At 60.0% G+C, this 12533-nt stretch carries 9 protein-coding genes; 6 read left to right on the forward strand and 3 right to left on the reverse strand.

Annotation, left to right across the window (positions count from 1 at the left end; translation table 11 throughout):
- Positions 1–37 precede the first annotated feature (37 nt).
- A complete protein-coding gene (locus DWF74_RS12845) occupies positions 38–1267 on the forward strand; it encodes a multifunctional CCA addition/repair protein (RefSeq protein WP_115581064.1) in 1230 nt (409 codons plus the stop codon).
- A gap of 51 nt (positions 1268–1318) precedes the next feature.
- Here DWF74_RS12845 and folK read toward each other — a convergent pair whose 3' ends face one another.
- Both folK and folB read right to left on the reverse strand, forming a co-directional pair.
- Positions 1319–1834: a 2-amino-4-hydroxy-6-hydroxymethyldihydropteridine diphosphokinase gene (gene folK / locus DWF74_RS12850; RefSeq protein ID WP_102861928.1), complete on the reverse strand. Its 516-nt coding sequence runs from the start codon at positions 1832–1834 to the stop codon at positions 1319–1321.
- Positions 1825–2178: a dihydroneopterin aldolase gene (gene folB, locus DWF74_RS12855; RefSeq protein ID WP_102861929.1), complete on the reverse strand. Its 354-nt coding sequence runs from the start codon at positions 2176–2178 to the stop codon at positions 1825–1827. The genes folK and folB overlap by 10 nt, the downstream gene beginning before the upstream one ends.
- Positions 2179–2252: 74 nt before the next feature.
- On the opposite strand from folB, the gene plsY reads away from it, so the two are divergent.
- On the forward strand, positions 2253–2822 hold the full coding sequence (plsY, locus tag DWF74_RS12860) for a glycerol-3-phosphate 1-O-acyltransferase PlsY (protein ID WP_102861930.1): 570 nt from the start codon (positions 2253–2255) through the stop codon (positions 2820–2822).
- 38 nt (positions 2823–2860) lie between these two features.
- On the opposite strand, the gene tsaD is transcribed toward plsY, so the two are convergent.
- The gene (gene tsaD / locus DWF74_RS12865) at positions 2861–3886 is read right to left on the reverse strand and encodes a tRNA (adenosine(37)-N6)-threonylcarbamoyltransferase complex transferase subunit TsaD (RefSeq protein ID WP_115581065.1); all 1026 of its coding nucleotides are present in this window, start codon (positions 3884–3886) and stop codon (positions 2861–2863) included.
- Between the two features lie 200 nt (positions 3887–4086).
- Between tsaD and rpsU the strand changes: the two genes are divergently transcribed.
- The 4 genes from rpsU (at position 4087) to DWF74_RS12885 (ending at position 12525) form a co-directional block, all read left to right on the forward strand.
- Positions 4087–4302, forward strand: a complete 216-nt coding sequence (gene rpsU, locus DWF74_RS12870; protein ID WP_002551877.1) for a 30S ribosomal protein S21 — start codon at positions 4087–4089, stop codon at positions 4300–4302.
- A 480-nt stretch (positions 4303–4782) separates the two neighbouring features.
- On the forward strand, positions 4783–6756 hold the full coding sequence (gene dnaG, locus DWF74_RS12875; RefSeq protein WP_115581066.1) for a DNA primase: 1974 nt from the start codon (positions 4783–4785) through the stop codon (positions 6754–6756).
- A 67-nt stretch (positions 6757–6823) separates the two neighbouring features.
- Positions 6824–8671, forward strand: a complete 1848-nt coding sequence (gene rpoD / locus DWF74_RS12880; RefSeq protein ID WP_102861933.1) for an RNA polymerase sigma factor RpoD — start codon at positions 6824–6826, stop codon at positions 8669–8671.
- A 110-nt stretch (positions 8672–8781) separates the two neighbouring features.
- A complete protein-coding gene (locus tag DWF74_RS12885) occupies positions 8782–12525 on the forward strand; it encodes a bifunctional diguanylate cyclase/phosphodiesterase (protein ID WP_115581067.1) in 3744 nt (1247 codons plus the stop codon).
- Positions 12526–12533: the final 8 nt, after the last annotated feature.

Consider the following 12533-nt stretch of genomic DNA (forward strand, 5'->3'; position numbering starts at 1 on the left):
ACAAGGGTTATCCTGTCGTGCTAACGGAGGTTTTTTTATGCGGATTTATAAAGTCGGCGGTGCTGTACGCGATCGCCTGCTGGGCAGACCAGTCACCGACGTCGACTGGGTCGTGGTGGGCGCCAGTGCGCAAGACATGATCGCCAAGGGCTTTCGCCCGGTGGGCGCCGATTTTCCAGTATTTTTGCACCCCAAGAGCGGCGAGGAATACGCCCTCGCTCGAACCGAGCGCAAGAGTGGACGGGGTTACGGCGGTTTCACTTTCCATGCTAGCCCGGAAGTCACCCTGGAAGAGGACCTGATTCGCCGCGACCTGACGATCAACGCCATGGCCGAAGATGATCAGGGTCTTGTGACTGATCCTTACAACGGTCAAAAGGATCTGGAAAACCGGCTGTTGCGCCATGTTTCACCGGCATTCGCCGAAGATCCCCTGCGAGTTCTGCGAGTGGCACGCTTTGCCGCGCGCTACGCCGACCTGGGTTTCAGCGTGGCCCCTGAGACACTTGAATTGATGCGCCAACTCAGCGAGTCAGGCGAGCTTCAAGCCCTGACGGCGGAACGCAGCTGGAAGGAGATGTCTCGCGCCTTGATGGAGGATCAGCCTCAGGTCTTTATCCAGGTATTGCGTGACTGCGGCGCCCTGGCCGTACTGATACCTGAGGTCGACGCACTATTCGGCGTTCCCCAGCCACCGACCCATCATCCGGAAATAGACACCGGCCTGCATACCCTCAGCGTGTTGCAGCAAGCGGCGCTGCACCAGCAGCCCCTCTCGGTACGTTGGGCTTGCCTGCTCCACGACCTGGGCAAAGGCGTGACACCTGAGGAGGAGTGGCCACGCCACATTGGTCACGAGCACAAGGGACTTGAACTGATCAAGGCCGTCAATGAGCGCTTCAAGGCCCCACGGGAATGCCAGGAGCTGGCGCTGTTGGTGGGGCAGTATCACACCCACGCCCACAAGGCCCAGGAACTGAAGGCTTCGACACTGCTTGAGCTGCTGCAAAACTTCGACGTCTTCCGCCGTCCGCAGCGCTTTGAAGAGTTCATTGCCGCTTGCGAAATGGACGCCCGTGGTCGCCTGGGACTGGAGTCACGACCCTACCCCCAAGCAGATTACCTGCGCGGCAGCGCCAACGCGGCGCGCTCAGTGGCAGTTCAACCTTTACTGGAGCAGGGCTTCAAAGGCCCGGAACTGGGTGAGGCGCTGAGGCTGGAGCGACTGAAGGCAATCAAGACCTACAAGGAACAGCACGCATCCTGAGAAACGGCTGACAAGGCTCCAGCCTTGTCAGCACAAGGAGAGTCCGAGGAGTTACAGGCCCGGAGGCGTCAGTTGCCTGCCCTGCCATTCGAACGCCACGGGCGCTAGAACCTGATCGATCTGCGCCTCATCCCAAAGCATCCCCAAGCTCTTGCCGGCCAATGGGTGTAGCCGCTCCGGCGCCATCAGCGACAACGGCCAAAGCACAAAGGCATTCTTCAGGATTTCCGCACGGGGCAGGATCAAGCCATCGAAATTGCCAGTCAGGTCGCCGTACAGCAGCACATCGATATCCAGTGGCAAACCTTTGCGGTCCGGGGCATAACGACCGTTGTCCGCCTCGATGAACTTCAAACGCCGGTCCAGTTCAGTCAACGGCAAGTCGGTGTAACCCGACACCACCAGATTGAAGAACGGACCGCTCTTGATTCCCACCGGCTGGCTTTCAAACACTGCCGAGCAACGCATATCCACCAGGAAACCGGCCAAGGCATCGAGCCCGGCCCGCAGATGAGCTTCACGCTCGATATTGCTACCAAGCCCCAGAAACACCTGAGTCAGAGACATCCGCGCTCGATCTCCACACCCACGCCAGTGGCGGCCGGAACAGCGCCTGGCTTGGTCAGCTTCAAATGCAGCCAAGGAATGTGAAACTCGCTCATCAACACTTCGGCAAGACGCTCGGCAAAGGTTTCCACCAACTGGTACTGGGCCTGCTCGGCAAACGCCTGGATCCGCGCGGAAACACTGGCATAATCCAACGCCAGCGTCAGATCGTCCCCAGCAGCAGCCGGACGATTATCCCAAGCAAAGCTCAGATCAAGACGCAGACACTGTCGGATGCCACGCTCCCAGTCGTAGGCTCCAATCACGGTGTCCACTTCCAGTCCTTCGATAAACACTCTGTCCAAGCACTCTTCTCCGCAGCACGACAAGGGCGCAATGCGCCGTTAGAATCAGGGCATCCTCGCCCGGAATAGTTAGCATGTTTTGGTTACTGGCGATTCTCGCCTACCTGCTTGGCTCTCTGTCCTTCGCCATTTTGCTCAGCCGCCTCACGGGCAACCCCGACCCGCGAATGAGTGGATCGGGCAATGCCGGTGCCACCAACATGCTGCGCCTGGCCGGCAAAAAACTCGCTGTCCTAACCCTGCTGGGGGATCTGTGCAAAGGCCTGGTACCTGTGCTGATCGCCCACCTTGCGGGGCTTTCGTTGCAACAACAGGCGTGGATCGGACTCTACGCCGTAATCGGCCACCTGTTCCCACTGTACTTCCGCTTTCGCGGCGGCAAAGGCGTCGCCACTGCTGCCGGCATGTTGCTGGGGCTCTATCCCCCGGCGGCGCTCCTGGCCATCGCCGCCTGGGCGCTGACCTTCTACCTGACCCGCACCAGCTCACTGGCCGCACTGATCGCCACCCCCCTGACCCTGCCGCTACTGGCCTGGCAGGAACCTGAGGCACTACTACCGATGAGCGTACTCACGCTACTGATCGTTTGGCGCCATCGCGGCAATCTACGCGACCTGTTTGCCGGGCGCGAACGGCATTTTTGAATCCGACAGATGAAAAGACTTCAGCTTGCGCGTCTCTCTCAGAGTGCTGACAGCTGCTCCATCGGCCAGCGTGCCTGCACACTGATCGCCAGGCTTTCCTGCTGTCCGGCCTGCAAACGCTGACAGCCGGCATAGGCGATCATCGCGCCGTTGTCGGTGCAGAACTCGGGACGAGCGTAGAACACATTGCCGTCCATCCCGGCGAGCATGTTTTCCAGGGAGGCTCGCAGGGCCTTGTTGGCACTCACGCCCCCGGCAATGACCACACGCTTGAGGCCTGTCTGCTTCAAGGCGCGCTTGCACTTGATGGTCAAAGTTTCCACCACCGCTTGCTGGAAGGCGAGAGAGATGTCGCAACGGGTTTGCTCACCGTCGTCTCCAGCACTGACACACTGCTGCCAGGTGTTCAGGGCGAAGGTCTTCAAGCCGCTGAAGCTGAAGTCCAGGCCCGGACGATCGGTCATTGGCCGCGGGAAGACAAAACGCCCAGGGACGCCCTGTGTTGCCAGGCGGGCGATCTCGGGGCCGCCTGGATAATTCAGGCCAATCATTTTCGCGGTCTTGTCGAACGCTTCGCCTGCCGCATCGTCCAGGGTCTCGCCCAACAGCTGGTATTGGCCGATGCCATCAACCCGGACCAACTGGGTGTGGCCGCCCGACACCAACAAAGCGACGAACGGAAATTCCGGCGGATGCTCCTCGAGCATCGGCGCCAGCAGGTGACCTTCCATGTGATGCACGCCCAGGGCCGGAATCCCCCAGGCAAAGGCCAGCGCCTGGGCGCAGGAGGCACCTACCAACAAGGCGCCCACCAAGCCGGGACCTGCGGTATAGGCGATGGCATCGATCTCGGTGGAGACACAGTCAGCTTGCGCCAGGACCTGACGAATCAGGGGCAGCATACGCTTGACGTGGTCACGAGAGGCCAGTTCCGGCACCACGCCACCGTAGACGCGATGCAGGTCGATCTGACTGAACAGCGCGTCGGCCAGCAGGCCACGCTCACTGTCGTAAAGCGCGACGCCGGTTTCGTCGCAAGAGGTTTCTAATCCCAGTACTAGCATGGGTTTGCGCCTTGTAGAGGCTGAATTCGAAGGCGCGCATAATAGTCGCCACTCCTGCGCCCGGCCAGCGGTTTTCGATCAGAGGCTTTGCATTCCGAGCGTTGAGGGGTTAACATCCGCAACCCTTAAAAACCGACGACCTCAGCCGCGATTTTTGCGACGAGAACGTTGACCCCGGTAATGAATGAAGGTAGCTCTGGATGCCAGCCGTCAAAGTTAAAGAGAACGAACCCTTCGACGTAGCTCTGCGTCGTTTCAAGCGCTCCTGCGAAAAAGCCGGTGTTCTGGCTGAAGTTCGTAGCCGCGAATTTTACGAGAAGCCGACTTCCGAGCGTAAGCGCAAAGCAGCTGCTGCTGTTAAGCGTCACGCCAAGAAAGTTCAGCGCGAACAGCGCCGCGCCGTACGTCTGTACTAATACACAGACGTTCGCTGCAAGCTTCTGCCAAGCCCGGCCCTCAGCCGGGCTAATGGCATTTGCGGAATACGCTTGATGCTTCACCGTCAAAGCCGCCCATGCGACCCAGACGAATCTGCTTAACCACGTCAGACCTGGCTTCTTGCCAGCGGTGCACGTCTTTTCTGACGAGCCTTCCAAGGCTACTGACGAGCACACCCTTACTGATTCCTGCAGACGATCAGCCCAAGGCGCCCTTCTCCAGCGCCCGTTTGATGAGCTATCCGAGGCCCTCCAATGGCCACTGTCGGACTCAGCGCACTGCCTCAAATAGTCGAATACTGATTGCAATTAACGTCAGTGGACGTTCGGCAGATACACTTCCCGACTGCGATCAAGCCGAAAACCAAGTCGAGCCGCGCCTTCTTCAGGCCCCGCCTCACCTGATCTTTCGACAGCGTCGCCAGGGCTATTTTTCCCCGCAGTGATGACGAGAACGCAATGGCCGGGCTTATTCCCCAGAGCTTTATTGACGACCTTCTGAACCGCACCGACATCGTCGATGTAGTCAGCTCGCGCCTGCAGATCAAGAAAGCCGGCAAGAATTACACAGCCTGTTGCCCATTCCACAAGGAAAAGACCCCCTCCTTCAGCGTCAGCCCCGACAAGCAGTTCTATTACTGCTTCGGCTGCGGCGCAGGCGGCAATGCCCTCGGCTTCATCATGGACCACGACAATCTGGACTTTCCCCAGGCCGTCGAGGAACTGGCGAAAGCTGCCGGCATGGAGATCCCCCGCGAGGAAAGCAATCGCGGCCAGCGCAAACCCCGACAACCCACAGACTCACCGCTGTACCCGCTGCTCAGCGCCGCTGCCGACTACTATCGCCAGGCACTGAAAAGCCACCCGGCACGCAAGGCAGCAGTCGACTACCTCAAGGGGCGCGGCCTCACCGGCGAAATTGCCCGGGACTTCGGCCTGGGTTTTGCGCCGCCCGGCTGGGACAACCTGTTCAAGCATCTGAGCAGCGACACTCTGCAGCAGAAAGCCATGATCGATGCCGGACTGCTGATTGAGAACGCCGAGACCGGCAAGCGCTATGACCGCTTTCGCGATCGCGTGATGTTCCCGATCCGCGATACCCGCGGCCGGATCATTGCCTTCGGCGGCCGGGTGCTGGGGGACGACAAACCCAAATACCTGAACTCTCCGGAAACTCCGGTATTCCACAAGGGCCAAGAGCTTTACGGTCTGTTCGAAGCCCGCAAGAACAACCGCAACCTCGACGAAATCATCGTCGTCGAAGGCTATATGGACGTGATCGCCCTGGCCCAGCAGGGCCTGCGCAATGCCGTCGCGACTCTGGGCACCGCCACCAGCGAGGAACACCTCAAGCGCCTGTTCCGCATCGTGCCCAACGTATTGTTCTGCTTTGACGGCGACCAAGCCGGACGCAAAGCTGCCTGGCGCGCCCTCGAGGCCACCCTGTCCTGCCTGCAGGACGGGCGCCGCGCGCGCTTCCTGTTCCTGCCGGAAGGGGAAGACCCCGATACCCTGGTCCGCTCCGAAGGCACAGACGCCTTCCGCGCCCGCATCAACCAGCACGCCCAGCCGCTGGCGGACTATTTCTTTCAACAACTGATCGACGAGGCCGACCCACGCTCACTGGAAGGCAAGGCTCATCTGGCGACCCTGGCAGCACCGCTGATCGAGAAAATCCCAGGGGCCAACCTGCGCACCCTGATGCGCCAGCGCCTGACCGAAATCACCGGTCTGACCAATGAAACGGTGAATCAACTAGCCCACAGCGCCCCAGCGGAATCCCCCCCAATCTATGACGCTGGCATCGACTACGACGCCATGCCGGATTATGCCGACTACCACGAGCCTCATCAGGAAGCGTACGCCCCCCAAAAAGAGTGGACGCCGAAGAAAAGCGGCGGTGGCAAGAAATGGGAAAACAAGCCCTGGGACAAGAACAGCAAAGGCAAGCGCCAGGGCGATCGCGACCAGCCTCGCGGCCCTCGCGTCCCGGCGGCGGTGGAGCCTCCTACGCTTGCAGCCTTGCGCACCCTGCTGCATCACCCGCAACTGGCAGAAAAAGTTGAAGATGCCGGACATTTTGCCGATGACGACAACACCAACACTCAGTTGCTGGTGGCCCTGATCGAAGCCGTACAGAAAAATCCTAAGCTACGCTCTATTCATCAGCTGATGGCGCGCTGGCACGGTACTCAACAGGGGCACCTGCTTACCGCACTGGCAGAAAAAGAGTGGTTGATCGACGGAGATAACCTTGAACAACAGTTTTTCGACACCATTAATAGCTTGTCCGCTCGCCAACGCGAGCGTGTTTTAGAACAACTTCTCAGGAAATCGCGCCAAAGCGAGCTCAGCAGCGAAGAGAAAATACAGCTGGTTGAGCTTCTAAAACGCAATGTTCCCGCATCAAACCCGACCTCAACTGGCGCGTGAGGTCATAGCTCGGGTATAATCCTCGGCTTGTTTTTTGCCCGCCAAGACCTTCAGTGGATAGGGTGTTATGTCCGGAAAAGCGCAACAGCAGTCTCGCCTCAAAGAGTTGATCAGCCGTGGACGTGAGCAGGGTTACCTGACTTACGCGGAGGTCAACGACCACCTGCCGGAGGATATTTCAGATCCGGAACAGGTGGAAGACATCATCCGCATGATCAACGACATGGGGATCAACGTATTCGAGAGTGCTCCGGATGCGGATGCCCTTTTGTTGGCCGAAGCCGACACCGACGAAGCAGCAGCTGAAGAAGCCGCCGCAGCGTTGGCGGCTGTGGAAACCGACATTGGTCGCACTACCGACCCAGTGCGCATGTACATGCGCGAAATGGGTACGGTAGAGCTGCTCACACGTGAAGGCGAAATCGAAATCGCCAAACGTATCGAAGAGGGCATCCGTGAAGTGATGGGCGCAATCGCGCACTTCCCTGGCACGGTTGATCACATCCTCTCCGAATACACTCGCGTCACCACCGAAGGTGGCCGCCTGTCTGACGTTCTCAGCGGGTACATCGACCCGGATGACGGTATTACGCCGCCTGCCGCCGAAGTACCGCCTCCTGTCGACACCAAAACCGCGAAAGCGGATGACGACAGCGATGACGAAGAAGCTGAAGCAACCGAAGACGAAGAAGAAGCCGAAAGCGGTCCGGATCCGGTCGTCGCTGCACAGCGCTTTGGCGCCGTCGCCGATCAGATGGAGATCACCCGCAAGGCGCTGAAGAAGCACGGCCGCGAGAACAAGCAAGCCATCGCCGAGATGTTGGCCCTGGCCGAACTGTTCATGCCGATCAAGCTGGTTCCGAAGCAATTCGAAGGCCTGGTTGAACGTGTACGCAGCGCCCTGGATCGTCTGCGTCAGCAAGAACGCGCCATCATGCAACTCTGCGTGCGTGATGCCCGCATGCCGCGTGCCGACTTCCTGCGCCAGTTCCCGGGCAACGAAGTGGATGAAAGCTGGACCGACGCCCTGGCCAAAGGCAAAAGCAAGTACGCCGAAGCCATTGCCCGTCTGCAGCCGGATATCATCCGTTGCCAGCAGAAGCTGACCGCGCTTGAAGTTGAAACCGGCTTGAAGATTGCCGAGATCAAGGACATCAACCGTCGCATGTCGATCGGTGAGGCCAAGGCCCGCCGCGCGAAGAAAGAGATGGTTGAAGCCAACTTGCGTCTGGTGATCTCCATCGCCAAGAAGTACACCAACCGTGGCCTGCAATTCCTCGACCTGATCCAGGAAGGCAACATCGGCTTGATGAAAGCGGTAGACAAGTTCGAATACCGTCGCGGCTACAAGTTCTCGACCTATGCCACCTGGTGGATCCGTCAGGCGATCACTCGCTCGATTGCCGACCAGGCCCGCACCATTCGTATTCCGGTGCACATGATCGAGACGATCAACAAGCTCAACCGCATTTCCCGGCAGATGCTGCAGGAAATGGGTCGTGAACCGACCCCGGAAGAGCTGGGCGAACGCATGGAAATGCCTGAGGACAAGATCCGCAAGGTATTGAAGATCGCTAAAGAGCCGATCTCCATGGAAACCCCGATCGGTGATGACGAAGACTCCCATCTGGGCGACTTCATCGAAGACTCGACCATGCAGTCGCCAATCGATGTAGCCACCGTTGAGAGCCTCAAAGAAGCGACCCGCGAAGTACTCTCCGGCCTCACTGCCCGTGAAGCCAAGGTCCTGCGCATGCGCTTCGGCATCGACATGAATACCGACCACACCCTTGAGGAGGTTGGTAAACAGTTCGACGTGACCCGTGAACGGATTCGTCAGATCGAAGCCAAGGCGCTGCGCAAGCTGCGCCACCCGACGCGAAGCGAGCATCTGCGCTCCTTCCTCGACGAGTAAGACCAAAACCCCCAGCCCAGCTGGGGGTTTTGCTTTTTGCAGATCCCCCCCTCTCCCACCCCATAGCCCGTCTACACTCGAAACATTCCCCGTGCCATAACGAGACGGTTATGCCCAGACTGTCGGCCATGCTTCTGCTGGCGCTACTTACCTGGACCGCAACGGCTGGCGCGCTGACTCTCACCGATGAAGAACGTGGCTGGCTCAAGGCCCACCCGCAACTGCGCCTGGGTGTAGATGCCTCCTGGCCGCCCTTTGAGTATCGGGATGAAGAGGGCCGCTACCAGGGCCTGGCAGCAGACTACATCCAGCTGATCCAGGAACGCCTGTCAATCACCCTGACGCCCGTCGAACCGGCCAGTTGGACCGCCGTGCTCGAAGATGCCAAGCAAGGCAAGCTGGACCTGCTGCCCGGCATCATGTCGACTCCGGAACGCCAGAGTTACATGGCCTTCACCCGCCCCTATCTCGACTTCCCCATTGTTATCCTGGCCCATGCAGGTGGCGCACAACCGCGCAACCTCAAGGATCTCTACGGCCTCAAGGTCGCGGTGGTGGAGAACTACGCCCCCCACGAGTTGCTGCGCACCCAACACCCGGACCTGAACCTGGTGGCCCTGCCCAATATCAGCTCGGCCCTGCAGGCCCTGGCCACCGACAAGGTGGACGCCGTAGTGGGCGATCTGGCCTCCAGTGTCTGGAGCCTGCGCCAGCTCAAGCTCGAGGGCCTGTACGTCAGCGGCGAAACCCCTTATCGCTACCAGTTGGCCATGGGCGTCCCACGGGACAGCAAGATTCTGGCGGGCATACTCGACAAGGTCCTGGCGGACCTCAGTGCCGAGGAAATCAGCGCGATTCAACAACATTGGGTCGGCAGCGTCCTCGACCATCGGACGTTCTGGTCGGATGTCCTGATGTACGGTCTGCCCGGCCTCCTGCTGTTGGTCACAGTGCTGGCGGTGGTGATCCGCATCAACCGTCGCCTGAGCTCGGAGATCTCCCGCAGGGTAGCTCTGGAACAAGAATTGCGCCGCAGTGAATACCATTACCGCAGCCTGGTGGAGAGCCTCTCGGCCATCGCCTGGGAGGCGCGTGTCAGCGACTTCACTTACAGCTATGTCTCCCCCCATGCCGAGGCCCTGCTGGGCTACCCCCTATCCCACTGGCTGATCCCGGGGTTCTGGCGCAACATCATCCACCCCGCCGACCTGACTCGCGCCCAGGCCTTCTGCGACCACGAAGTACAGGCCGGACGCGACCACAGCCTTGACTATCGAGTGATCACCGCCGACGGCCGATGCCTCTGGGTGCGCGATATCGTCAGCCTGATCGAACACGGCCATGAGCCGGTGATGCGCGGCCTGATGATCGACATCAGCGAGACCAAGCACACCGAAGAGGCCCTGCGCCTTTCCGAACAGAAGTTCGCCTCGGTGTTCCAGCAGTGTCCGGACATCCTGGTCATCGCGCGTCTGTCCGACGGCTGCCTGCTGGAGGTCAACAAAGCCTTCGAGGAGCAGATCGGCCTGAGCGCCGAAACCGTGATTGGCCAGACCGCCACCGAACTGAATATCTGGGGCATCCCGGGGGTCGGCCCGAGCCTCTTGCAGCGCTTGCAGGCCGGTAGCATCCGCAACCTGGAAATGCCCTTCCGCCGCCACAATGGCCAACTCTTCACCGGCCTGATCTCCGCCGAACCCTTCGACCTCGACACCACCCCGGCGCTGGTGGTGGTAGTGCGCGACATCAGCCAGCTCAAGGAAACCCAGCAACAGTTGCAGACCTCAGAGGAGAAGTTCGCCAAAGCCTTCCATGCTTCACCAGATGGGCTGTTGCTGACCCGGCAACGGGATGGACTGCTGATCGAGGTCAACGAGGGCTTTAGCCGCATCACCGGCTTCAACAGTGCCATGTCCCTGGATCGTTCGACTCTGGACCTGGGAATCTGGGTCAACCTCAACGAGCGCAAGCAGCTGCTCGACCTGCTGCAGCGGGACGGTTTTGTCCGTGACTTCAGCTGCCACATCCGACGCAACGATGGCCAGATCCGTCTCTGTGAACTGTCGAGCCGACCGCTGCCCATTGGCGGCGACGACTGCATGCTGACCATTGCCCGGGATATCACCGACCGCCAGTTGATGCAGGAAAAACTGCAGCAGGCCGCCACGGTGTTTGAGAGCACCGCCGAAGGCGTAATGATCACCGATACCCAGCAGCGCATCAGCGCCGTCAATCGTGCCTTCAGCGAGATCACCGGTTACAGCGAAAGTGAAACCCTGGGACACACACCGCGCCTGTTGGCGTCCGGCCTGCATGACAGCGCCTTCTATGCGGCGATGTGGCACCAACTGACCCTGGAAGGCCACTGGCAGGGCGAGATCTCCAACCGCCGCAAGAACGGCGAGCTCTACCCCAACTGGCTGACGATCAACGCAGTGCGCAACAAGGATCGGCAGATCACCCATTTCGTTGCGGTGTTCGCCGACATCTCCAGCCTCAAGCATGCCCAGGCACGCCTCGACTACCAGGCCCACCACGATCCCCTCACCGGACTGCCGAACCGCACCTTGTTCGAAAGCCGCTTACTGACCGCGCTCAACAGCCAAGAGGAAAACGGCAGCCAGGGCGCCGTGCTGTTTCTCGACCTGGACCGCTTCAAGCACATCAACGACAGCCTTGGGCACCCGGTGGGCGACCTGCTGCTCAAAGGCATCGCGGTACGTCTCAAGGAACAGTTGCGAGACATCGACACTGTCGCCCGCCTGGGTGGGGACGAATTCATCATCTTGCTTCCGGGCCTGCATCAGGCCAGCGACGCCGACCATATCGCCACCAAGCTGCTGAACTGCTTCACCGCCCCCTTCCAGGCAGGCGAACACGAGTTCTTCATCAGCGCCAGCATCGGCACCAGCCTGTACCCCAAGGACGGCTGCGACGTTGCCACGCTGATCAAGAACGCCGACGCCGCCATGTATCGCTCCAAGGCCAAGGGGCGCAACCGGGTCGAGCGCTACACCCGCGACCTGACCGCCCAGGCCAGCGAACGTGTCGCCCTGGAGCACGAACTGCGACGAGCCATCGAACGCGGAGAGCTGTCTCTTTATTTCCAACCCAAAATCAGCCTCAGCAGCCACGAACTGGTGGGGGCCGAAGCGCTGATTCGCTGGCACCACCCCAACTTCGGCGACGTCCCCCCCGAGCATTTCATTCCATTGGCGGAAGAGAACGGCATGATCCTGCTGATCGGGGACTGGGTACTGGAACGGGCCTGCCAGCAACTCCATACCTGGAGTCAGCGCTATGAGAATTTCGGGCCACTGTCAGTGAATCTGGCAGGTGCCCAGTTGCGCCAACCCAACCTGCTGGGCCGCATCGAACAACTGCTGCGCGACTATGACCTGCCGCCTGGGTTGCTGCAGTTGGAAATCACCGAGAACTTCATCATGAGCCAGGCCGAAGAAGCCCTGGAGGTACTGCATCAGCTCAAACGCCTGGGAATGCAACTGGCCATCGACGACTTCGGCACCGGCTACTCGTCCTTGAGTTATCTCAAGCGCCTGCCTCTGGACTTTCTCAAGATCGACCAATCATTCGTCCGCGGCTTGCCGGACGACCCCCACGATGTGGCGATAGTCCGCGCCATCATCGCCCTGGGCCGCAGCATGCAATTCACGGTCATTGCCGAAGGTGTTGAAAACCAGGCCCAGCAGACCTTCCTCACTCTCGAAGGCTGCGAGCAGATCCAGGGCTACATCGTCAGCCTGCCCCTGGAAGCCGATGAGTTCTGCGCAACCTTCCTGCAGATCCGGGTTTCCGACTTTTCGGATAGCACAGCCGAGAAACCATCGTTATAATCCGCCGC

The organism is Pseudomonas protegens (genome assembly GCF_003363755.1).
Classification (GTDB): domain Bacteria; phylum Pseudomonadota; class Gammaproteobacteria; order Pseudomonadales; family Pseudomonadaceae; genus Aquipseudomonas; species Aquipseudomonas danubii.